Genomic DNA, 20,925 nt, shown 5'->3' with positions numbered 1-20,925 from the left:
GCCGATGAATGCTGCTGATCCGGACGATGGGGACGAGGGCATCGATGACCTGAGCCTCGCGGGAGAAGACTCCGCGCAGGCCGCCCGGGTTCCGTCCGACATGAACGGACAACGCCTGGACGCGGTGGCCGCCCGCCTGTTCCCGGACTGGTCGAGGTCGCGCATCCAGACCTGGCTGGCCGATGGCCGCCTGCGCGTGAACGGCGCCGTCGTCACCCGCGCCCGCACCCCGGTGGGCGAGGAGGACCTGCTCGAACTCGAGCCGGTCGCGGAGCCTGATTTCCGGATCGAACCGCAGGAAATGGCCTTCGACGTGCTGCATGCCGACGCGCATCTGGCCGTCGTCTTCAAGCCCGCCGGGCTGACCACGCATCCCGGGGCCGGCCAGCCCGACCGTACGCTGCAGAACGGTCTGCTGCACCGTTTTCCGCAGACTGCGTCCGTGCCGCGTGCCGGCATCGTGCATCGCCTGGACAAGGACACCTCGGGCGTCCTGGTCATCGCGCTGACGCTGAGCGCGCACGCCAAGCTGGTCGCGATGCTGGCCCGGCGCGAGATCCGGCGCGAATACGACGCCGTGATCAATGGAACGCCGGTCAGCGGCGGGACCATCGACCTGCCGATCGGTCGCAGCCCGCGCGACCGCCTGAAGATGGCGGTGGTCGACCATCACGGTCGCGACGCGGTGACGCACTACCGCATCCAGGAACGCTTCTCCCACCACACGCACCTGCGGGTGAAGCTCGAAACCGGTCGTACGCACCAGATCCGCGTCCACTTCGCGCATCAGCGGATGCCGCTGGCAGGGGACACGCTGTACGGCGGCGGCGGTGCACGCGGGGTCGGCCTGTCGGACCCCACGCGCGACACCTTGCGGGCGTTTCGCCGCCAGGCGCTGCATGCCCGTGAACTCGCATTCGCGCATCCGATCACCGGCGAGCCGGTCTGTGTCAGCGCCGAGATGCCGCCGGACCTGACGGAACTGATCGAGGCCCTGCGGCGCGGCTGACCCGTAGCCCGGGTGAAACCCGGGGTTCCCCTCGCATACAGAGCGCAACCCCGGGTTTCACCCGGGCTACGGTGGCGCGCGCAACTCGCGGTCGAGGAAGCTCGCCGCGGCCTCGAACGCTGCCCCGTCGGTCAGAAACGCCGTGATGTGCCCGCGGCCCTTGAGGATGAACAGCTCGCTGCGCACGCCGGCCGCCAGCAGGCCCGCGTGCAGGTCTTCCGCGTGGTCCACCGGCACGAGCTTGTCCCAGCCGCCGTGGTAGATGAAGAACGGCGGATCGTCGCGGCTGATGTAGGTCACCGGCGAGGCACGCCGATAGGCCTCCGGATCGGTCTTCCAGTTGGTGCCGAGGAACTGCGGCACCAGCTTTCCGCCCTTGAACTTGGTCAGGTCGCTCGGCGTGCCGCCGGCGACGACGGCGGCCACGCGCGGCGTCGCGGCCAGCGCATCGCCGGGCGACAGCGTGCCGAGCAGGGCCGCCAGGTGGGCGCCGGCTGAATAGCCGAACGCGCCGATCCGCTCCGGCCGCATGCGCAGCTCGGCGGCATGCGACTGCATCCAGCTCAGCGCCTGCTGCACGTCCTGGAGCTGCGCCGGAAAGACGTCCTTGGGCGCCAGGCGATACGTCGTGTTGAAGACCACGAAGCCGCGCCGTGCCAGGCGCCGCGCGATCGACGCCACCTGGTCGCGATCGCCGGCTTCCCAGCCGCCGCCGTGGATCAGCAGCACGCCGGGCCAGGGCCCGTCGCCATTCGGGATGTAGGCGTCCGCGAGCAGCTTGCGCGGCGCGTCGTCCGGCGTGAACACGAGATCGGTCCTGACTTCGAAGTCGGTGTGCAGCGCGGCAGGCGCCGGCGTGGCCGGCTTGCCCAGGTGCGAGCTGCAGCCGACGAGCAGCAGGCCGACGCCGGAGAGGATCGCGTGGAGACGCGAGAAGGTGCTCAAGAGAGCAGCATCCGGTCGAACGCCAGGCCCAGGAAGATCACGGCGCCGAAGTAGTGATTGGCGAGAAAGGCGCGGAAACAGGCCTGCGGATCGCGCGTGCGGATGCTCCACTGCTGCTGGACCGCCAGCCCCGCCGCGATGGCCAGCCCGCCGAACCAGAACGCGCCGAGATCGCGGCCGGCCCAGGCCAGCAGCGCGAGCGTGGCGACCTGGAGCAGCGCGGTGATCGGACGGTCGAGATCGCCGAAGAACAGCGCCGAGGACTTCACGCCGATGCGGCGATCATCCTCGCGATCGGCCATCGCGTAGAACGTGTCGTACGCGATCACCCAGCAGACGTTCGCAGCCATCAGGCACAGCACCTCGTTCCACGGGATGGCGGGCAGTACGGCCGCGAAGGCCATCGGGATGCCCCAGGAGAACGCCAGGCTCAGCACGGCCTGCGGCATCGAGATCCAGCGCTTGGTGAACGGATACAGCGCCGCGAGGCCCACCGCGGGCAGGCTCAGCGCGAGCACGCGCGGATTGCCCAGGCTCAGCACCAGGCAGAACGCGATCACGCAGGTGATGACGAACAGGCGCAATGCTTCCTGCGTCGTCACCAGGCCGGCGGCGAGCGGGCGATCCAGCGTGCGCGCCACATGCGGATCGAAATCGCGATCGGCGAAGTCGTTGATGACGCATCCGGCCGCGCGCATCAGCACGGTTCCCAGCGCGAACACGACGAACACGTGCAGCGGCGGCGGACCATCGGCCGCGAACCACAGCGCCCACAGCGTCGGCCACAGCAGCAGCCAGATGCCGATGGGCCGGTGGAAGCGCATCAGGCGCCAGTAGTGGGGAAGCTGGTTCTTCAAGGACGGCATGGCGTTCTTCGCAATCAGACGCGAGCGTAGCGCTCGACGTCGCCGACCCAGCGACGGATCAGGCGCTGCGCTTCCTGCGGCGAGCGTTCGAGCCACTCGTCCGCCAGCTTCTGCAGCGGCGGGATCAGGTCCGCGTCGCGCACCGGGTCGGCGAGCTTCAGGCCGATCAGCCCGGTCTGGCGGCGACCGAGCAGCTCGCCCGGCCCGCGCAGTTCGAGATCGGCCTGCGCGATGCGAAAGCCGTCGGTGGTCGTGCGCATGACGTCGAGTCGTGCGCGGGCGCCCTGCGACAGCGGCGGCTGGTAGAGCAGCACGCACTGGCTGGCGCGCGCGCCGCGTCCGACGCGGCCGCGCAGCTGATGCAGCTGCGACAGGCCCAGGCGTTCGGCGTTGTCGATGACCATGATGCTGGCGTTGGGCACGTCGACGCCGACCTCGATGACGGTCGTGGCCACCAGCATGTGCGTGCGGCCATCCTTGAAATCGCGCATCTCCAGTTCTTTCTGGTCGGGCTTGAGTCGGCCGTGCACGAGGCCGATGCGCAGTTCCGGCAGCGCCTCGCGCAGCAGCGTCGCCGTCACCGCCGCGGCCTGTGCCTCGATCTCGTCGCTCTCCTCGATCAGCGTGCACACCCAGTACGCCTGGCGGCCTTCACGACAGGCCTCGCCCATGCGCTGCAGCACTTCGCCGCGCTTCTCGTGACTGATGGCGACGGTGACGATCGGCGTACGCCCGGGTGGCAACTCGTCGATGACCGAGACATCGAGATCGGCGTACAGCGTCTGCGCGAGCGTGCGCGGGATCGGTGTCGCCGACATCACGAGCTGGTGCGGCGACGTGCCGGCGGGCCCCTTGTCGCGCAACTGCAGTCGCTGCTGCACGCCGAAGCGGTGCTGTTCGTCGACCACCGCGAGGGCGAGCTTCGCAAACGTCACATCGGCCTGGAAGATCGCGTGCGTGCCCACGACGATGCGCACGCTGCCATCCGCGACCTGCGCCATGCGCGCCTCGCGCTCGCGTTTCTTGAGCTTGCCGCTGAGCAGCACGACCTCCAGGCCGAGCGGATTGAGCCAGCGCTGCAGGCTCGCGTGATGCTGTTCGGCCAGCAGTTCGGTGGGCGCCATCAGCGCGGCCTGGTGGCCGGCATTGGCCGCCGCCAGCATCGCCGCGGCTGCCACGACGGTCTTGCCCGAGCCGACGTCGCCCTGCACCAGCCGCAGCATCGGCCGGCCACCGACCATGTCCTGCCCGATCTCGGCGAGCACGCGCGTCTGCGCGCCGGTGAAGCGGAACGGAAGCTGCGCCTGCAATTGCTGCGTGGCTTCGGACAGGCCGGGCAGCGCGGGCGCCGGACGACCGCGGGTTTCGCGTCGCAGCAGGCGCATGCACAACTGGTGCGCGAGCAGTTCCTCGCGGATCAGGCGCTGCTGCGCGGGATGGCGCATCGCGCGCAGCGCCTCGGCGTCGGCACCGCTGCCGGGCCGATGGATCGCCTCGAGGGCGGTCAGCGTATCGGGCGCCGAGGAGAATCCCGGGAGCTGCGCGCGCAGGCTCAGGTCGCGTGCCGCCACGTCGACCGCCTGCGAAATCATCCGGCGCAGCCGCGGCTGCGTCATGCCGGCGGTCAGCGGATAGATCGGCGTCAGCCGGTCTTCGATCGGCAGGTCGCCGCCCAGGTCCACGACCTGGTATTCCGGGTGGACCATCTCCAGGCCGTTGCGCCCGGAGCGCACGCTGCCGAAGGCCTGCACAGTGCGCCCGGCGACGAACATCGCGCGCTGCGTTTCGTTGAAATGAAAGAAGCGCAGCAGCAGGCCGTTGCCGCCGTCGTCGATCGCCACCACCAGCATGCGGCGCGGCGCGAAGCGCACTTCGGCCACTTCGACCCGGCCGCGCACCAGCGCTTCCATGCCTTCGCGCAGGTCGATCAGGCGCGTCACCGCGCGGCGATCCTCGTAACGCAGCGGCAGGTGGAACAGCAGGTCGCCGACCGTGTGCAGGTCGAGTGCGCGCAGCGCCGACGCGGCTTGCGGCCCCGCGCCCTTGAGGAAGGTCAGTTCGGTGTCGAGCGTCAGCGGCGGTGCGGCAGGAGTGCGCGCACCGCGGGGATTCTTCGGGCTGCTCATCCGGGACAGCGCGGGATCGATCAGGCGCGGGTGGACAGCGGCGCGAAGGGATCCGGTCGGGTCATCAGCGCGGGCGTCAATCCAGCACCATGACGCCGTCGGCCTCGATGCGCGCGCCGCGCGGCAGCGCTGCGACGCCGATCGCCGCACGGGCCGGGTAGGGCGCGTCGAAGTACTGCGCCATGATCTCGTTGACCTTGGCGAAGTGCGACAGGTCGGTCAGGAACAGGTTGAGCTTGGCGATGTGATTGAGCGAGCCCTTGGCCGCCACGCAGACGGCGCGCAGATTCTCGAAGACCTGGTGGATCTCTTCCTCGATGCTGGCGTTGCGCAGCGTCATCGTCGCCGGATCAAGCGGGATCTGGCCGGCGAGGTAGACCGTGTTGCCGCAGCGCACCGCCTGCGAATACGTGCCGATCGCCGCGGGGGCCGACGGCGTGGAAATGATCTCGCGGGTCACGGGTTCTCTCCGGATTGCGGCGCTTCGGTGTGACGCGGACGGCGCCGGTCGATGCTCTTGCGCATCTTCAGGTTCACCATCTCGACACCGACCGAGAAGGCCATCGCGAAGTACAGATAACCCTTCGGAATGTGGAAGTGCAGGCTCTCGGCCACGAGCGCGCCGCCGACCATGATCAGGAAGGCCAGCGCGAGGACCTTCACCGTCGGATGCGCGTCGACGAAGCGCGACAAGGGACCTGCGAAGAACATCATCGTGATGATGGCGATCGTGATCGCCGCGACCATGATCGGCAGGTTGTTGGTCATGCCCACCGCGGTGATCACCGAGTCCAGCGAGAACACGATGTCCAGGATCATGATCTGGACGATCGCGCTCAGGAACGTCGGAACCTTGCGCCGCGGCACGTCGATGCTCGATTCGTCGTCGCCGCCTTCGAGCGACTCGTGGATCTCGGTGGTGGCCTTCCACAGCAGGAACAGGCCGCCGAAGAACAGCACCAGGTCGCGCCCCGACACGGGGAATTCCATCACCGTGAACAGCGGGTGGATCAGGCTCGCCATCCAGGCCAGCGAGAACAGCAGGCCCACGCGCGTGAACAGTGCGCCGGCCAGCCCCAGGGTTCTCGCCCGTGCCTGCTGCTCCTTGGGCAGCTTCGAGACGATGATCGAGATGAAGATGATGTTGTCGATGCCCAGGACGATTTCCAGGGCAGTCAGGGTCAGCAGCGCAGCCCAGAGTTCGGGGGTGGCCAGGGCTTCCATCGGTTCGTCGTGAGGGCGAATGAACCCCCATGATAGCGGCCCCGCGGACTTCGCCACGGCCTGAATCGTTCGCGGCTGTCATCGAACCGTCGTGCGCACGTCACCGGATTTTTACGCGGCGTGCCCAGGCTTGCCCGCGTATGAAAAGCCGAATGCCGAAATGGAACGGGGGCTCGCCATGCGCATCGCCTGGGGCGTGATGGGATATGGGCGCGGACACGCCATGCGCACCATGAGCGTGCTGCCGGAGCTGATGAAGGAGCACGAGATCACCGTGTTCACGGCCGGCGACGCCTACGAGGTGCTGGCGCCCAAGTTCCCGACCGTGCGGATCCCGATGATCGGGTACCGCTACAACGATCGCGGCCGCCATTCGCTGCCCAAGACCCTGGCCGGCAATTTCGGACCGGTGGCCGACCTGCTGTTCAAGGGGGCCGGAACCGCCCAGGTCGACCGGGAATTCGCCGAGCGCGGCATCCAGCTCGTGATCTCCGATTCGGAGGCCTGGACCCATCGGGCCGCGCAGCGCCTGAAGCTGCCGCGCATCTCGTTCGACCACGTCGGCATCCTGGCCTACTGCAAGCCGCACTTCCCGCCCGATCTGTGGGCGCTGGGCATGCGCGACGCCTACGGCTATCGCGCGCTGATGGGCGTGCCCGAACGCATCCTGATTTCCAGCTTCTACCCGGCCGAGCCGGCGTATCCGGGCGTGCGCATCGTCGGGCCGATGCTGCGCGACGAAGTGCTGCGCGCCAAGGCCCGGCGCGGCGATTACCTGCTGTGCTACTTCAACAAGGGCGAGCATCAGTTCCTGCCGCACATCGACCGCGCCCTGCGCCTGCTCGACGTGCCGGTGGTGATCTACGGGACGCCCTATGTCGGCAAGGTCGACAACCTGGACTTCCGGGCGCCGAGCAACGAGGCCTTCGTGAACGATCTCGCCGGCTGCCGCGCGGTGCTGAGCACCGCCGGCAACCAGACCATCGGCGAGGCGATCCACTTCGGAAAGCCGATCCTGGCGATGCCGGAAGACGCGTTCGAGCAGCGCCTCAACGCCAGCATGATCGAGCGCATGGGCGTGGGCATGGCCGGCGATCTCAAGAACCTGACGCCGAGCGACGTGGATCGCTTTCTGGCCAACGACGAGAGCTATCGCTCGCACATGCGCGAGCACGCGCGCGACGGCCGTGCCGAGGCGCTGGACACGCTGCGCCGCTTCATCGCGGAACTGTCCGTCGCACGCGCACCCGAGGTCGCGCGCCGCGCTCGCAAGCCGATGGGCGACGCCCTGAGCGTCTAGACCGTAGCCCGGACGAAGTCCGGGGTTCCCCTCGTATATCCCAGCGCAATCCGGCTCTTTCGCTTTGCGAAATTCAACGTCCGGGCTACGGGTTTGGCAGCCAGCGATCGAGCAGCTTGATCATCAACCGGTTGTTGAGCGCAAAGCGGTCGAGCTCCCCGAGGATGAAATCGGGCGCCTGCACGTACGTGGACGGCTTCAGCTCTTCCTGCGCCAGCCACACGCGCGCATCGGCCGCCGTGACTTCGAGATGGAACTGCAGGCCGATCACGCGATCGCCGATCGTGTAGCCCTGGTGCGCGCAGCCGGCGCTGCTCATCAGGTTCTGCGCGCCGGGTGGAATCGCGAACGTGTCGCCGTGCCAGTGGAATGCACTGAACGTGTCGGGCCAGTCGGCGAACAGCGCCAGCGCGCGGCCGGCCGGGTTCAGGCTCACATCGAACCAGCCGATCTCGGTGTGCGCGTTGCGCGTCACCGGAGCGCCCATGACGTCGGCGATGAGCTGCGATCCCAGGCAGATGCCCAGCGCCGGCCGGCCGGCGTCGATCGCCGCGCGGATCAGGCGCTTTTCGGGCACGAGCCAGGGATGCGCGTCGTGCTCGTAGATGTTCATCGGCCCGCCCATGACGATCAGCGCGTCGAAATCGGGCGCGGCTGGCGGTGGATCGCCCGCCCACAGGCGCGTCATCGTCACGCGGTCGCCGCGACGGGCCAGCCAGGGTCCGATGCAGCCCAGGTCTTCGTGCGAGGCGTGCTGGAGCCAGTGGACGTGCATGCGGAGTCTCGAAGGAAGTGCCTAAAGTATGCCGCCCGCTCCTGGAAGCATGTGGCATGCCGACCGTCTCGACGCTGTTCCTGATCGCCGCCGCCGTGAGCGCCGTGCTCGCGATCCTGTCCGAAGAACGGCGCACCGGCCGCCACGCCGCCTTCTACCTGCTCAAGCCGCTGACGACCTTGCTGGTGCTGGGCGCCGCGGCGTTCGCGGAGTCGGCTGACCCGGCCTACCGCAACTGGATCTGCGTGGCCCTGCTGCTGTCGACCTGCGGCGACATCGCGCTGCTGCGTGCCGGCAACGTCGCGTTCATGGCGGGCCTCGGGAGTTTTCTGGTGGCGCACGGCCTGTTCGTCTGGGCCTTCGTGCTGGACGGCTTTTCCACGCCGCCGCTGTGGTGCGCGCTGCCGATCGCCGGCGCCGCGGCGTTCTTCGTGTGGCTGCTGCCGCGCACCGGCGAGCTGAAGATCCCGGTGATCGTCTACGCGGCCGCCTTGGTGGGCATGACCTTGGCCGCCGCCGCGCGGGCGGAGGTGCGCGGCGATACCTCGGGGATGCTGGCCATTGCCGGCGCGCTGCTGTTCCTGCTGTCCGACAGCGCCCTGGCCGTCCGTCAGTTCAACGGTCCGTACCGGCGTGCGCAGACCCTGATCCTGTCGACGTATTGGCTCGCCGTAGGGCTGATCGGTGCATCGACCTTGGGGACTTTACGTATTGCCTGAGCCCCGGACGGCGGGCAGCATCGCGGCGTGACGTGATCAAAGCGCGGGTCGAAGAACCCGCCGGTCGTGTCACGGCCATCCCGCCCAGACGGGACGCCAACTGACTGTGACGCAGTACCCCACACTCCCCCAGCTGCGTTGCAACGGGGCGGCCGGTGACCCGGCCGCCCCATTTTATTGGGGCTTGGGAACCGCTACTCGCCGACGCTGAGCGCGCGACAGGTCGAGCGCTCGAGGCGCAGATGTTCCTCGCCCACCGCGACGCCGTCGCGGAGCACCGTCATCGCCAGCGTCGAGCCGGCCTGATCCGCGCTTACCCGGTAACGGACGCTGTCTTCGGTCTCGGTTGGCTGCGGCGCTTGGGCCAGCGCGGGGAAACGGGCCGTCAGGTCCGCGGCACCCGACAAGCTGATGTCCAGGCTCGGCGCTTCGGGCTTGTTGCCGAAGTGCACGCCCAGGTCCAGCACGTAAGCGGGCCGCTTCAGCCGGTAGCTGATGGGAACCTGCTGCTTCCACAGGCAGCCTTCGAAGTCGGCGTAACGGATCTCGAACTGGTCGATGTCGCGGTGATCCACCGCAACGGTCTCGCGCTGGTAGAGCCGCGGCGCGCAGGCCGCGAGCAGGGCGCACAGCGCGATGCCGCAGGTACGCACGGTCAGGTTAATCGGCATTCAGGTAACCCTTCATGATGTGGACGGCGTGACCGCCGACGCGCACGGCGCTGACGGTGCCATCGGATTTGTCCGCCGACGCGAAGATCGCGCTCGGCCTTCCCATTTCGGCGCCCTGCACGAGATTCCACGCGAGCGTGCCGTCGGCCTGGGGGGAGTCGGTCGCAAGTCGTCCGGCCAGCGCTGCCGCCGCCGAGCCGGTGGCCGGATCCTCGCCGATGCCCGGATGGAACATGCGCGTCCGCAGCTCGCCTTCGTAACCGCGCGCGTAGACGTAGAGGCCACGTGCGCCGCTGTCGGCCAGCAGCGCGGCGACGCGCGAGTGGTCGGTGTCGATGCCCGCGAGGACTTCGGGCGCGCGCAGCGGGACCAGCAGCATCGGCAGTCCGCAGCTCGCCACGCAGGGGGCTTCGCCCTCGAATCCGATGTCGCGTGCCTGCAGGCCGAGCACGTCCGCGATCAGCGTGATCTCCGGTGCCCGGCCCTCGAACTGCGGGAGCTGGGCGGTCGTGAGTTCGGCGTACGGAACCTTGCCGTCGTTGCGCAAGGTCACGGCAACCAGGCCGGAACCGGTCTCGATGCCGATGCGCAGGCCGTTGCCCGGCGGCGCCAGTTCCATGACCACCAGCGCGCAGGCCGCGCCGACGATCGGATGTCCCGCGAAGGGGAGTTCTTCGGTCGGCGTGAAGATGCGCAGCCGCAGCATGGCACCGGGCATCGTGGCCTGCAGCACGAACACGGTTTCCGACAGGTTGAACTCGCGCGCGATGCGCTGCATCTGCCCGCCCTTCAGATGATCGCCACCGAACACGACGGCCAGCGGGTTGCCGCCGTAGGCCTGGTCGGTGAAGACGTCGAAGGTGAGGAAGCGCAACTCGGGCATGGGCGGATCGGGCTTACTGGAAGCGGCCGCCCGTGATGCGGCTCTCGGCATCGATTTCGGCGAAGAAGCGGCTGTTGTCCGAGCGCAATTCACGCGTCGAGATGTCGCCGGGCAGCACCACCGTCAGCCCCGGATACCGCTGGCGCAGCACCTCGGGCGTGGGCCGCGTGGCCACGAAGGCGTTGAAGGCGTCGAGATCGGTGACCTGCGTGCGCACGGGCGCCTCCACGGTCGGAGCGGGGGGAGGGGTTTGCGCGGCCGGGGTGCAGGCGGACAGCAGCATCGGCAGCAGTAGGGGGAGGTACTTGGGGGACATGGTCTGGAAACGAGCGCGGCGACGGCGCAAGCCTAGCAAGGGCCCTCGCCGCCCGTTGAGGAAAAGCCCGGAAATAGTCCCTAGACTGTGCGCCCCGTTTTCCCAGGACCTTCCGCGGTGGATCGCTTCGACGTCATCGTGATCGGCGGTGGCCATGCCGGCACCGAGGCCGCGCTCGCGGCAGCCCGCATGGGCTGCGCGACCTTGCTCGTCACGCAGTCGATCGAGACGCTCGGCCAGATGTCCTGCAACCCGGCCATCGGCGGCATCGGCAAGGGTCATCTGGTTCGCGAAGTCGATGCGCTCGGCGGCCTGATGGCTCACGCGGCGGATCGCGCCGGCATCCAGTTCCGCACGCTCAATGCATCGAAAGGTCCGGCCGTGCGCGCCACGCGCGCCCAGGCTGATCGCATGCTCTACAAATGGGCCGTGCGCGAGGCGCTGGAGAACCAGCCGAACCTGACACTGTTCCAGCAGGAGGTCGAAGACCTGGTCGTCGAAGGCGATCGCGTCGCGGGTGTCGTCACGCGGCTGGGCCTGAAGTTCCACGCACGCAGCGTCGTGCTGACGACCGGCACGTTCCTGGGCGGACGCATCCACGTCGGGCTCGAGCAATCGTCCGGCGGACGTGCCGGCGATCCGCCGTCGATCGCCCTGGCGCAGCGGCTGCGCGAGCGCATGCCGCGCACCGGCCGTTTGAAGACCGGCACGCCCCCGCGTCTCGACGGCCGCACGATCGACTGGTCGGTGCTGCAGGTGCAGCCGGGCGACGATCCGGTGCCGGTGTTCTCGTTCATGGGGACGCGCGCGCAGCATCCGCGCCAGGTGCCCTGCCACATCACGCACACCAACGAGGCGACGCACGCGATCATCCGCGAAGGATTCGATCGGTCGCCGATGTACACCGGCCGCATCGAAGGCGCCGGTCCGCGCTACTGCCCGAGCGTGGAAGACAAGGTCAACCGTTTCGCCGATCGGACGGCGCACCAGATCTTCCTGGAGCCCGAAGGTCTGAACACGCGCGAGATCTATCCCAACGGCATCTCGACCTCGCTGCCCTACGACATCCAGCAGCGCTTCGTGCGCACGATCCGCGGCATGGAGAACGTGCGCATCACGCGGCCGGGCTACGCCATCGAGTACGACTACTTCGACCCGCGTGATCTGTATCGCTCGCTGGAGACCAAGTCGATCGCCGGCCTGTTCTTCGCCGGCCAGATCAACGGCACGACCGGTTACGAAGAGGCGGCTGCGCAAGGCCTGCTCGCCGGCATCAATGCCGCGCGCAACGCGCAGGAGCGCGAAGCCTGGGTGCCGCAGCGGCACGAGGCCTACATCGGCGTGCTGGTGGACGATCTGGTCACCCGCGGCACCACCGAGCCGTACCGGATGTTCACGTCGCGCGCCGAGCATCGCCTGATGCTGCGCGAGGACAACGCCGATCTGCGGCTGACACCGGTCGGGCGCGAGATGGGTCTGGTCGACGACGCACGCTGGTCCGCGTTCGAGACCAAGCGGCAGGCCATCGAGGCCGAGCACGCGCGGCTCGAAGCCCGCTGGCTGAAACCTGCGGAGCTGATGCAGCCCGCGTTCGTCGAGGTCTACGGCGAGCCGCCGACGTCGACCGCGTGTTCCGCGCTGGATCTGTTGCGACGTCCCGAGGGGTCGACACAGGTGTTGCGCTCGTTGGGGCTCGCTGAGTCCGACATCGACGAGGCCGTGGCGGAACAGGTGGAGATCGCAGCCAAGTACAGCGGCTATCTGGCGCGTGCGCAGATCGAGATCGATCGCAACCAGCGCTACGAGGAAGCGGCGCTGCCGTCCGACGTCGACTACGCGGCGATCCGCGGGCTGTCGAACGAGGTGCGCGCCAAGCTGATCGCGCATCGGCCGGAGACGGTGGGACAGGCGGCGCGCATTTCAGGCGTCACGCCCGCGGCGGTGTCGCTGCTGCTCGTGCACCTGAAGAAGATCGGGCAGTTGCGGCGCAGCGCGTGATGCCGCTGCGACCGTAGCCCGTAGCCCGGGTGAAACCCGGGAGTCCTGCTTCGAGACGGAAAACCCCGGGTTTCACCCGGGCTACACGTTCGCGCGATCGCGAATCAGGTGCCGATCCACCAGTGCAGGCCGGGACCATGTTCCCGCAGCCAGCGCCGATGCGTCTCGAAGCCCGGCATCTGGCGCTCGACGAGCTTCCAGAAACGCGGACCGTGATCATGGTGACGAACGTGGCAGAGCTCGTGCACGGCCACGTAGCGCAGCACGGCCGGCGGCGCCATGACCAGGCGCCATGACAGGCTGATCAGGCCCAGCGCGGTGCAACTGCCCCACAGCGTTTTCTGGTCGGCGATGCGCGGGCCGCTGAACGACACGCCCAGCCGCTGTGCCTCTTCGACCAGCATGCGCTGCGCGTCCAGCATCGCTTCGCGCTTGAACGCATCGCGCAGCAGACGCTGCAGACGCGACGGCTGGCCGAGCCACGCCGGCGGAACGAACAGCTCGATCGCGCGATCGGTCACGCGTACCGCCGGCACGCGCGCTCGCGTGGCGAGTACGCGCAGCACGACGTCTTCACCCCGCAATGGCAGCACGTCGGTGCCATCCCATTTCAGGGAAGCTTCGGGACGCTCGGGATGTTCGGCGAGCTTGAGCTTGAGCTCGAGAATCTTTTCGCGAATCCAGCCTTCGCGGCTCAGCAGGAAGGCGCGGGCTTCGCCCTTGGGGACCGAGCGCGGCATCGTGAGACGCACTTCCGAAGGCGATCGCACCTCGATGCGGATGCAGCGTGCGCGCGCGCTGACGCGCTCATCGACACGGTATGCATCAAACAGAAGATCGAGTTGTCGCGGTGCAGTCATCGTCTGTGGAGCAACTGGCGAGCGGGCAGCTTATTCCTGCTCCCAGGTCCGCGCCACCGTTGACGAGCCGCGGGAAATTCGACCTGAGATCCGTGCGCGCACGTTCAGGTTGGCAGTGCTGCCCGATCGCGCTTGCGATGCCTCAGGACAAGCGGTTCAACGCGTCGAGATCGTTGGCGTTGAGCAACACGATCTGCTGCTCCTGCGCCGAGCGTTCGCGATCGTTGCGGCCGATGCCGAGCAGGCGCAGGAAGTACGGCGCGAGCGCGACGCGCACACGCGTTTCACGCATGCCATGCAGCATTCCGTAGTCCTGCTCGACGACGCGCTTCTGCGCGGGGCTCAGATCCGGATGCGGTGCGATGCGAATGGCGACGTCGTTGCGCCAATCCCAGTCGTTGTCGGCGCTACGCTCGCAGACGCCGAGCAGTTCAGGCAGTCCGCAGATGCGTGACAGCAGGAAGTCGCGATAGCCCTCGTGGCGGGCCGACCACGCACGTGCGTGCCAGCGTCCTGCGAAGACCAGCACGTGCGGTGCGATCTCCAGGCGGCGCGGTTCGGGGTGCGTCATCGACTGGTAGTCGATGGCGAGCAAGCGGCGTTCGCGGATCGCGGTGTTGAGACGAGCGAGCACGCGCACGTCGAATTCGCGCGCGGGCGGCTCGAGCGTTTCGGCCGCGACCATGCCGGAGGCCGCCATCGCCACCGGCAGATCCGAATCGAGTTCGTGGTTGCGCAGAACCTGCAGGTACTCGGCTGCGGTTCCGCGCAAAAACTGCGGCACGAAGACGTCGGTGGGGCGGTACTCGCCGGTGCGCCGATCACGCAGCAGGTTGACCGGCGCAAGGCGCATGTAGGCCGCAAAATCCTTCTCGGCCTTGCCGGTCGTGATGCCGAAGCTGTCGCGCACGTCGGCCACGCGAACCTGCCCGCGCCAGATGGCATGCGCTTCGAGGAAACGGAAGCGCTGGCGCTGATCCCATGTCGGTTGCTGCGTTGCGGCGGAGTCGGTCATGGCGGGGCAGCAATCTGCATGGAGGTGGAAAAAAAATCGTCACATCGCACGGGAGTGCGTAATTCCACGTGTCATCTGGCACGTGAAGATCGCTTATCCACAAGCTTATCCATCAAAGCTGGTGATAACTTTCCGATCATGAACCGTACGGTTCAAGAATTTGCCGGGTAGCCCAGACGCGCCATCACGCCGTCGAGTTCGTCAAGCGAGTGAAACGCGACGCGCAGCTCGCCTTGACCATCCTTCTCGAGGCTGATCGCAACCGGGCAGCCCACGAGGTCGGAGAGCTCGCGCTCGAGTCGTTCCCAGTCGCCGGGCTTGCCTTGGTTGAACGTCGCCTTGGGTCGACGATGCAGGGCGACCCTGCGTTCGAGCTGGCGCACCGTGAGCTTGTGGCGGATCACCTCGTCGGCGAAGCGCAGCTGCTGATCGTGCGGCAATGACGCGAGCACCTTGGCGTGCCCGAGCGGGATGTGGCCTTCGTTGACCAGTGTGGCGACCTGCGGATCGAGGTTGAGCAGGCGGAAGTAATTGCTGACGTAGGCGCGCGACTTGCCGATGCGCTCGCCGATCTGGTCGTGCGTGAGCTCGAAGGTCTCGCCCAGGCGCTTGAGGCCGGCGGCGGTCTCGATCGGCGAGAGCGATTCGCGCTGTAGGTTCTCGATCAGGCCGAGGATGAAAGCCTCGTCCTCCGACAGGTCGTCGCGCACGATTGCCGGGATGTCGTGCAGGCCGGCGAGCTGCGCCGCACGCCAGCGTCGCTCGCCGGCGAGCAGCTCGTAGCCCCATACGCGGGTGCGCAGCACGATCGGCTGGATCACGCCCGACTCGCGGATCGAGCGCGCGAGTTCCTCCAGCGCGTCCGCATCGAAATGGCGGCGCGCCTGCGTGCTTCCCGGCCGGATCAGGTCGACCGGGATCGTGCGGATCGTGGACGCAGCGTTCGACATGGTGGGGGCGGGGCTTGGGTCTGGCCGGCGTGCCACAATTGGCATGGGCTCAACCTATGACGAGCATTATCGTGGAAGAACACTTCCGGGCCATCATCGAGGCAATTGGAGAGAACCCTGACCGTGAGGGATTGGTCAAGACCCCGTACCGCGCGGCGCGGGCCATGGAGTTCCTGACGCAGGGCTACGAGCAGGATCTCGGCGAGATCGTCAACGAGGCGATCTTCGCGTCGAGCAACGACGAGATGGTCATCGTGCGGGACATCGAGATGTATTCGATGTGCGAGCACCACATGCTGCCGTTCATCGGCAAGTGCCACGTGGCCTACCTGCCGGCGGGCAAGGTCATCGGCCTGTCCAAGATTCCGCGCATCGTCGACATGTTCGCCCGGCGCCTGCAGATCCAGGAGAACCTGACCAAGCAGATCGGTGAATCGATCCAGCAGGTTACGGAAGCCAATGGGGTGGCTGTCGTCATCGAAGCGAAACACCTCTGCGCCATGATGCGGGGCGTGGAGAAACAGAACTCCACGATGATCACCTCCATGATGCTGGGGCGCTTCCGCGAAGATCAGCGTACCCGCCAGGAATTGCTCTCCCTGCTGCGGACCTAGGGCTACACTAGGGGAGGGTGCATCGGTGCCGGTCCGGGCCACGTATCCCCTTCGAGTCCGCTCCGATTGACTGATCTGCATGGATGATTCCGGCCCATACCAGACGCCCGCGCGCATGACCCGTCCCGCCCTCGCCAATGTCCGTTTCGGTACGCCGCAACAGGTCGATGTCCTGACCGCGCTCGAGCCCGCCGTCCGGCGGGAGATGGATGCGCACGTTGCCCGCCGCAAGCTCTGGTTCCCCAACGACCTGATGCCGGCCGATGCCGACTCCGGTGCCGAGCGTGACGAGGAGCTGGCGCGTACGCGTGAGGCCGCCCGCGCGCTGCCGGACGTGGTGCGCATCGCGCTGGCGCTGAACCTGCTCACCGAGGAAGGCCTTCCGCATTTCCATCGCCTGATCGCGGTGTACTTCGGCCCGGCCTCGCCGTGGAGCGACTGGAACCATCTGTGGACGGCGGAGGAAGACCGCCACGGCTGCGTGATGCGCGACTACGTGCGCGACGCGCGCATCTTCGACATGGGCGCGGTCGAGAAGATGCAGTTCCAGTACATCAATGCGGGCTTCGAGCCGGACTGGCAGCAGGATCCGTATCGCCTGCTGGCCTACACCTCGCTGCAGGAGAAGGCCACACAGATCTCGCATGCAAACACCGGCCGCCTGGCTGCGGGCCGCGAGCCGGCGCTGCAGCGCATGCTGGCGCACGTCGCCGGCGACGAATCGAGGCATTACCAGTTCTACCGCGCGGTGTTCGGCGAGATCCTGCGTGCCGACCCCGAGCGCGCGCTCGACTCGCTGCTCAAGGTCACGCTGGGCTTCGAGATGCCAGGCCACAAGATTCCGGGCTTCGCCGAGATGAGCGAGGTCCTCGGCCGCGGCGGCGTGTTCGGCACGCGCCATTACCAGGGCATCGTCGAGGAACTGCTGGAGTACTGGGAGATCGGTTCGCTGACCGGTCTGAGCGCCCACGCACAGCACAGCCAGGATCGCCTGATGAAGGTACCGTCGCGTCTCGCACGCATGGCCGACTACGCCGAGGCCAAGGCGCAGAAGAAGAAGTTCAGCTTCGACGTCATCTACCAGCGCAGCGTCGAGTTGTAGCCACCGGCTGCTGCGCGTCCATCGCGGCGCGTAGACTTTGCCGTTCTTCGAACGGGGGCAAGCACGGCATGCGTACGCTGAAGGACTCACGCGTTCTGATCACCGGTGCCGGCAGCGGCCTGGGTCGTGCCTGCGCTCTGGCCTTCGCAGCCCAGGGTGCGCGCGTGGCGGTCACCGACATGCGGGCAGATGCCGCGCAGGAAACCGCCAAGTTGCTCGAGGCCGGCGGTGCCAGCGCCTTGTCGCTGGTGCTGGACGTGACTTCCGAAGAATCCTTCGCCGCCGCGGTGACGGCCGTGACGGCCGCGTGGGGCGGTGTCGACGTGCTCATCAACAACGCTGGTGTCGCCACCGCGGGCACGGTCGAGGAATCGCCTATCAAGCAGTGGGACTGGGTGTTCAACATCAACGTGCTGGGCTGCGTGCGCGGCGCGCGCGCCGTGATCCCGACGATGAAGGCGCAGGCCGGCGGGCACATCGTCAACGTCGCGAGCTTCGCGGGCATCGCCAATCCGCCGGCGATGGCGAGCTACAACGCGGCCAAGGCAGCGGTGATCTCGCTGTCCGAAACCCTGCGCTACGAGGTCTTCCCGGACATCGGCGTGAGCGTGGCCTGTCCGTCGTTCTTCAAGACCGACCTGGTCAACACCAGCAAGGTGGGCCTGGCCTCCGGCGAGAAGCAGACGGCGCCGCAGATGATGAGAATCGTCGAGCGGATGATGGAAAAGGCCAGCGTCACGGCCGAGGACGTGGCCGGCGAGATCGTCGATGCCGTGGCATCCAACCGGTTTCTGGTGATGCCGCATGCGGATGCGCGCTCGCTGTGGCGCCTCAAACGGCTCTCGCCGGAGCTGTATTTCCGCAAGGCGCAGAAGGCGACGGCGAGCTTCCTCACCAAACGGTAGTGCGTAGCCCGGACGTTGAATTTCGCGAAGCCAAAGAGCCGGGATCGCAGGCCCGTAGCCCGGGTGAAACCCGGGGCTTTTTGCGGGAAGTGAGCGACGACCCGGGTTGCACCCGGGCTACGGTCAGCCTCGCACTTCGAAGCCCGGCTCGAGATGGTCCTCGCAGTCTTCCCACTGCAACGCCTGCACCTGCGCCCGATCGGGTCCGCGCAGCAGCCATGTCCTGAACGCATCGAGCGCGGCAGCATCCGCTGCGCACACGCGGCCCTCGACAGCGCCGTCGGTACGGTTGCGTACCCAGCCGTCGAGGCCGGCCTGCAGGGCGCGCTGCTGCGTCGCTCTGCGGAAGAAAACGCCTTGGACCCGGCCGGTGACGACGAAGCGATATGATTTCGACATGCCTGATGTATTCGTTCCGGGCCCGATTCCTGATGAGAATCCCGGCTATCCGCACGGCCCCCACCGCGACCCCCACCCGCACATCCGATTCTAGATGAGCCTGATCGACCGACTCCGCACGCGCATCGATGCACTTGCCGCTGGCGCGCTGGGCGCGAGCGGTGACGATCGCCTGTCGTTCAAGGCCGAGATTCCGGCGGGTGTGTTCGGGTCGATCCTCAAGCTCGACGTCACGGTGGACACCGAGGCGCATGGCGACGGCGAGCGCGTGCGGCTGCGCGCGCATGTGCAGACCAACTTCGCGTCAGTCCTCAGGCCGATGCTGGCCGCGCCGCCGCCGCCGCCGAAACCGCGCCGCCGCGGCAAGCAGAAGGGTGCGAGCGCCTCGCGTGCCCTTGCGCCTGCGGCCTCGTTCGTCGGCCAGCTGGCCCGCCGCGGTGTGCGTCGCGCGTTCGCCAATCCGATCGTGCAGCGCCTGGCAGAGCCGCTGATGAAGCACGACATCAACAGCTGGATCGAGATCAGCGCCTCGACCGCCTCGCTCGATCGCGGCGCGCACGATCTGATTCCGAAAAGCGACAAGCTCGAATCGATGGGCATCCGCCCGGCGCGGCACGACGGGCCGCACGTCGAGAGTTGGTCGGGCGCCACGGCGCAGGGCAGCGCGCAGGTGTCGACCTTGCAGATCGACAAGAAGAGTCTCCCGAAGAACCTGCAGAAGCGGCTCGGCGATCAGCCGTTCAATCTGGCGGCGATGATCATCAACACGATCGAGGAGAAATAGCCTGACGCATTCGATGCCGGCCACGAGCGCCGACGGCAAGCCACTGCCGCCGACGGCGTTCTGGCGACTCGACCGGCAACGATCTCGAGAGGTGCTGGCGCTGGCCTTGCCGATCATCGCGGCAATGACCTCGCAGAACGTGCTCAACCTCGTCGACACCGGCATGGTCGCGCACCTGGGACCGGCGACGCTCGCGGGCGTGGGCCTGGCCTCGTTCCTGAATTTCATGGCGGTGGCGTTCATCACCGGCCTGTCGTCCGCGGTGCAGGCGATGGCCGCGCGGCGCGTCGGCGAGGGCAAGCTCGACGAGACGGCGATCCCGCTCAACGGCGGCATCCTGCTGTCGGCCGCGCTGGGCATTCCGCTCGCGGCGCTGCTGATCTGGCAGGCGCCGAACATCCTGCACCTGCTCAACGATGATCCCGAGGTGGTGGCTGCGGGAACCACCTACCTGCAGCTGCGCCTGCTGAGCGTCGTCGCGATCGGAATGAATTTCTCGTTCCGCGGCTACTGGAGCGCAATCAAGCTCGCGCGCCTGTACATGTTCACGCTGGTGGGCATGCACAGCTTCAACATCGCGCTGAACTACTGCCTGATCTTCGGCAAGTTCGGCTTTCCGGAAATGGGCGTGACGGGTGCCGGCATGGGCACCAGCATCTCGATCTTCCTGGGCACGATCGCGTACTTCATCCTGGGCTGGCGCCACGCACGCCCGGCGGGATTCCTCGCGCGACGCCCGAGCCGCGAGCAGTTCAGGAACCTGTTGCGGCTGGGCCTGCCCTCGTCGATCCAGCAACTGTTCTTCGCCGCCGGCTTCACGGTGCTGTTCTGGATCGTCGGCCAGGTCGGCACGCGCGAGCTGGCGGTGGCCAACGTGCTGATCAACATCTCGCTGGTGGCGGTGCTGCCCGGCGTCGGCTTCGGCCTTGCCGCGGCGACGCTCGCCGGCCAGGCGCTCGGACGATGCGATCCGGTCGATGCGCATCGCTGGGCCTGGGACGTGTGCAAGGTCGCCAGCGTGCTGCTCACGTTCGTCGGCCTGCCGATGCTGCTGCTACCCCGCGCCATCCTCGGACTGTTCCTGCAGGACCCCGCGCTGGTCGAACTGGGCACCTTTCCGCTGCGCCTGATCGGCGCCGGCATCATCATCGACGGCGTCGGGCTGGTGCTGATGAACGCGCTGTTCGGCGTGGGTGCGGCGCGGCTCGTGATGGCGGTGGGTGTCGGCCTGCAGTGGCTGTTGTTCCTGCCGATGGCCTATCTGCTCGGGCCGGTGTGGGGATTGGGCCTGTCGGCGATCTGGCTGGCGATGACCGCGTATCGCGGGGTCCAGTCGCTGGTGCTGGCCTCGATCTGGCAACGGCGCAGATGGGTGCTCAGCCGCGTGTAACATCGGGGCGCGACGTCACGCTTCGCGTCGCGAGGGATCCGGGGAGGAGCGCGGTGTTTTCGTTCCGGTTGCCG

General features: G+C 67.7%; 22 protein-coding genes. 9 read left to right on the top strand and 13 right to left on the bottom strand.

Annotated elements, in window-relative coordinates; translation table 11 throughout:
• Nucleotides 1-4 precede the first annotated feature (4 nt).
• Nucleotides 5-1,009: a 23S rRNA pseudouridine(1911/1915/1917) synthase RluD gene (gene rluD, locus DFR24_RS17740; RefSeq protein WP_133882756.1), complete on the top strand. Its 1,005-nt coding sequence runs from the start codon at nucleotides 5-7 to the stop codon at nucleotides 1,007-1,009.
• 66 nt (nucleotides 1,010-1,075) lie between these two features.
• Here rluD and DFR24_RS17735 read toward each other — a convergent pair whose 3' ends face one another.
• The 5 genes from DFR24_RS17735 to DFR24_RS17715 form a co-directional block, all read right to left on the bottom strand.
• Nucleotides 1,076-1,954 (bottom strand): alpha/beta hydrolase, encoded by an 879-nt coding sequence (locus DFR24_RS17735; RefSeq protein WP_246051701.1) that lies wholly within the window; start codon nucleotides 1,952-1,954, stop codon nucleotides 1,076-1,078.
• Nucleotides 1,951-2,820 (bottom strand): 4-hydroxybenzoate octaprenyltransferase, encoded by an 870-nt coding sequence (ubiA, locus tag DFR24_RS17730; RefSeq protein ID WP_133882755.1) that lies wholly within the window; start codon nucleotides 2,818-2,820, stop codon nucleotides 1,951-1,953. Before ubiA ends, DFR24_RS17735 begins: the two co-directional genes overlap by 4 nt.
• Nucleotides 2,821-2,834: 14 nt before the next feature.
• Nucleotides 2,835-4,946: an ATP-dependent DNA helicase RecG gene (gene recG, locus DFR24_RS17725; protein ID WP_133882754.1), complete on the bottom strand. Its 2,112-nt coding sequence runs from the start codon at nucleotides 4,944-4,946 to the stop codon at nucleotides 2,835-2,837.
• Between the two features lie 76 nt (nucleotides 4,947-5,022).
• Nucleotides 5,023-5,406, bottom strand: a complete 384-nt coding sequence (locus DFR24_RS17720) for a RidA family protein (protein WP_133882753.1) — start codon at nucleotides 5,404-5,406, stop codon at nucleotides 5,023-5,025.
• Entirely contained in the window at nucleotides 5,403-6,170 is a 768-nt protein-coding gene (locus DFR24_RS17715; protein WP_133882752.1) for a TerC family protein, read from the bottom strand. The genes DFR24_RS17720 and DFR24_RS17715 overlap by 4 nt, the downstream gene beginning before the upstream one ends.
• A 178-nt stretch (nucleotides 6,171-6,348) precedes the next feature.
• Between DFR24_RS17715 and DFR24_RS17710 the strand changes: the two genes are divergently transcribed.
• Nucleotides 6,349-7,470: a glycosyltransferase family protein gene (locus tag DFR24_RS17710; RefSeq protein WP_133882751.1), complete on the top strand. Its 1,122-nt coding sequence runs from the start codon at nucleotides 6,349-6,351 to the stop codon at nucleotides 7,468-7,470.
• A gap of 85 nt (nucleotides 7,471-7,555) precedes the next feature.
• Here DFR24_RS17710 and DFR24_RS17705 read toward each other — a convergent pair whose 3' ends face one another.
• Complete coding sequence (locus DFR24_RS17705; protein WP_133882750.1) at nucleotides 7,556-8,245, bottom strand: type 1 glutamine amidotransferase; 690 nt, start codon at nucleotides 8,243-8,245, stop codon at nucleotides 7,556-7,558.
• A gap of 56 nt (nucleotides 8,246-8,301) precedes the next feature.
• Here DFR24_RS17705 and DFR24_RS17700 point away from each other — a divergent pair, with 56 nt between their 5' ends.
• On the top strand, nucleotides 8,302-8,964 hold the full coding sequence (locus DFR24_RS17700; RefSeq protein ID WP_133882749.1) for a lysoplasmalogenase: 663 nt from the start codon (nucleotides 8,302-8,304) through the stop codon (nucleotides 8,962-8,964).
• Nucleotides 8,965-9,158: 194 nt separating this feature from the next.
• Here the strand turns inward: DFR24_RS17700 and DFR24_RS17695 are convergent, their stop codons facing one another.
• From DFR24_RS17695 to DFR24_RS17685, 3 genes are read right to left on the bottom strand one after another with little or no spacing between them, the layout of a single operon-like run.
• Entirely contained in the window at nucleotides 9,159-9,635 is a 477-nt protein-coding gene (locus tag DFR24_RS17695) for a hypothetical protein (RefSeq protein ID WP_133882748.1), read from the bottom strand.
• Nucleotides 9,625-10,518 (bottom strand): PhzF family phenazine biosynthesis protein, encoded by an 894-nt coding sequence (locus DFR24_RS17690; RefSeq protein WP_133882747.1) that lies wholly within the window; start codon nucleotides 10,516-10,518, stop codon nucleotides 9,625-9,627. The genes DFR24_RS17695 and DFR24_RS17690 overlap by 11 nt, the downstream gene beginning before the upstream one ends.
• A gap of 13 nt (nucleotides 10,519-10,531) precedes the next feature.
• The gene (locus DFR24_RS17685) at nucleotides 10,532-10,735 is read right to left on the bottom strand and encodes a hypothetical protein (RefSeq protein WP_133882746.1); all 204 of its coding nucleotides are present in this window, start codon (nucleotides 10,733-10,735) and stop codon (nucleotides 10,532-10,534) included.
• Nucleotides 10,736-10,951: 216 nt separating this feature from the next.
• Here DFR24_RS17685 and mnmG point away from each other — a divergent pair, with 216 nt between their 5' ends.
• Nucleotides 10,952-12,832, top strand: a complete 1,881-nt coding sequence (gene mnmG, locus DFR24_RS17680; RefSeq protein WP_133882745.1) for a tRNA uridine-5-carboxymethylaminomethyl(34) synthesis enzyme MnmG — start codon at nucleotides 10,952-10,954, stop codon at nucleotides 12,830-12,832.
• Between the two features lie 104 nt (nucleotides 12,833-12,936).
• Here mnmG and DFR24_RS17675 read toward each other — a convergent pair whose 3' ends face one another.
• From DFR24_RS17675 to DFR24_RS17665, 3 genes are all read right to left on the bottom strand, one after another.
• Nucleotides 12,937-13,692 (bottom strand): M48 family metallopeptidase, encoded by a 756-nt coding sequence (locus tag DFR24_RS17675; protein ID WP_133882744.1) that lies wholly within the window; start codon nucleotides 13,690-13,692, stop codon nucleotides 12,937-12,939.
• Between the two features lie 142 nt (nucleotides 13,693-13,834).
• The gene (locus tag DFR24_RS17670; RefSeq protein ID WP_133882743.1) at nucleotides 13,835-14,707 is read right to left on the bottom strand and encodes a WYL domain-containing protein; all 873 of its coding nucleotides are present in this window, start codon (nucleotides 14,705-14,707) and stop codon (nucleotides 13,835-13,837) included.
• 152 nt (nucleotides 14,708-14,859) lie between these two features.
• A complete protein-coding gene (locus tag DFR24_RS17665) occupies nucleotides 14,860-15,657 on the bottom strand; it encodes a ParB/RepB/Spo0J family partition protein (RefSeq protein ID WP_133882742.1) in 798 nt (265 codons plus the stop codon).
• Nucleotides 15,658-15,713: 56 nt separating this feature from the next.
• On the opposite strand from DFR24_RS17665, the gene folE reads away from it, so the two are divergent.
• From folE to DFR24_RS17650, 3 genes are all read left to right on the top strand, one after another.
• Entirely contained in the window at nucleotides 15,714-16,271 is a 558-nt protein-coding gene (gene folE / locus DFR24_RS17660) for a GTP cyclohydrolase I FolE (protein WP_133883113.1), read from the top strand.
• A gap of 115 nt (nucleotides 16,272-16,386) precedes the next feature.
• Nucleotides 16,387-17,373 (top strand): acyl-ACP desaturase, encoded by a 987-nt coding sequence (locus DFR24_RS17655; protein WP_133882741.1) that lies wholly within the window; start codon nucleotides 16,387-16,389, stop codon nucleotides 17,371-17,373.
• Between the two features lie 68 nt (nucleotides 17,374-17,441).
• Complete coding sequence (locus DFR24_RS17650; RefSeq protein ID WP_133882740.1) at nucleotides 17,442-18,278, top strand: SDR family oxidoreductase; 837 nt, start codon at nucleotides 17,442-17,444, stop codon at nucleotides 18,276-18,278.
• A 123-nt stretch (nucleotides 18,279-18,401) separates the two neighbouring features.
• On the opposite strand, the gene DFR24_RS17645 is transcribed toward DFR24_RS17650, so the two are convergent.
• On the bottom strand, nucleotides 18,402-18,677 hold the full coding sequence (locus DFR24_RS17645) for an acylphosphatase (RefSeq protein WP_133882739.1): 276 nt from the start codon (nucleotides 18,675-18,677) through the stop codon (nucleotides 18,402-18,404).
• A gap of 94 nt (nucleotides 18,678-18,771) precedes the next feature.
• Between DFR24_RS17645 and DFR24_RS17640 the strand changes: the two genes are divergently transcribed.
• Both DFR24_RS17640 and DFR24_RS17635 read left to right on the top strand, forming a co-directional pair.
• On the top strand, nucleotides 18,772-19,461 hold the full coding sequence (locus DFR24_RS17640) for a hypothetical protein (RefSeq protein WP_133882738.1): 690 nt from the start codon (nucleotides 18,772-18,774) through the stop codon (nucleotides 19,459-19,461).
• 13 nt (nucleotides 19,462-19,474) lie between these two features.
• The gene (locus DFR24_RS17635) at nucleotides 19,475-20,851 is read left to right on the top strand and encodes an MATE family efflux transporter (RefSeq protein ID WP_133882737.1); all 1,377 of its coding nucleotides are present in this window, start codon (nucleotides 19,475-19,477) and stop codon (nucleotides 20,849-20,851) included.
• The last annotated feature ends 74 nt before the right edge of the window (nucleotides 20,852-20,925 follow it).

Source organism: Panacagrimonas perspica, from assembly GCF_004364935.1.
In the GTDB taxonomy this organism is placed as follows: Bacteria; Pseudomonadota; Gammaproteobacteria; order Nevskiales; family Nevskiaceae; genus Panacagrimonas; species Panacagrimonas perspica.
This window is presented reverse-complemented; position numbering and strand designations above follow the sequence as displayed.

Coding starts and splice junctions, on each gene's coding strand:
- rluD (WP_133882756.1), top strand. CDS start 5: ATGAATGCTGCTGATCCGGACGATGGGGACGAGGGCATCGATGACCTG.
- ubiA (WP_133882755.1), bottom strand. CDS start 2,820: ATGCCGTCCTTGAAGAACCAGCTTCCCCACTACTGGCGCCTGATGCGC.
- recG (WP_133882754.1), bottom strand. CDS start 4,946: ATGAGCAGCCCGAAGAATCCCCGCGGTGCGCGCACTCCTGCCGCACCG.
- DFR24_RS17715 (WP_133882752.1), bottom strand. CDS start 6,170: ATGGAAGCCCTGGCCACCCCCGAACTCTGGGCTGCGCTGCTGACCCTG.
- DFR24_RS17710 (WP_133882751.1), top strand. CDS start 6,349: ATGCGCATCGCCTGGGGCGTGATGGGATATGGGCGCGGACACGCCATG.
- DFR24_RS17705 (WP_133882750.1), bottom strand. CDS start 8,245: ATGCACGTCCACTGGCTCCAGCACGCCTCGCACGAAGACCTGGGCTGC.
- DFR24_RS17700 (WP_133882749.1), top strand. CDS start 8,302: ATGCCGACCGTCTCGACGCTGTTCCTGATCGCCGCCGCCGTGAGCGCC.
- DFR24_RS17695 (WP_133882748.1), bottom strand. CDS start 9,635: ATGCCGATTAACCTGACCGTGCGTACCTGCGGCATCGCGCTGTGCGCC.
- DFR24_RS17690 (WP_133882747.1), bottom strand. CDS start 10,518: ATGCCCGAGTTGCGCTTCCTCACCTTCGACGTCTTCACCGACCAGGCC.
- DFR24_RS17675 (WP_133882744.1), bottom strand. CDS start 13,692: ATGACTGCACCGCGACAACTCGATCTTCTGTTTGATGCATACCGTGTC.
- DFR24_RS17670 (WP_133882743.1), bottom strand. CDS start 14,707: ATGACCGACTCCGCCGCAACGCAGCAACCGACATGGGATCAGCGCCAG.
- DFR24_RS17665 (WP_133882742.1), bottom strand. CDS start 15,657: ATGTCGAACGCTGCGTCCACGATCCGCACGATCCCGGTCGACCTGATC.
- folE (WP_133883113.1), top strand. CDS start 15,714: ATGACGAGCATTATCGTGGAAGAACACTTCCGGGCCATCATCGAGGCA.
- DFR24_RS17655 (WP_133882741.1), top strand. CDS start 16,387: ATGACCCGTCCCGCCCTCGCCAATGTCCGTTTCGGTACGCCGCAACAG.
- DFR24_RS17650 (WP_133882740.1), top strand. CDS start 17,442: ATGCGTACGCTGAAGGACTCACGCGTTCTGATCACCGGTGCCGGCAGC.
- DFR24_RS17645 (WP_133882739.1), bottom strand. CDS start 18,677: ATGTCGAAATCATATCGCTTCGTCGTCACCGGCCGGGTCCAAGGCGTT.
- DFR24_RS17640 (WP_133882738.1), top strand. CDS start 18,772: ATGAGCCTGATCGACCGACTCCGCACGCGCATCGATGCACTTGCCGCT.
- DFR24_RS17635 (WP_133882737.1), top strand. CDS start 19,475: ATGCCGGCCACGAGCGCCGACGGCAAGCCACTGCCGCCGACGGCGTTC.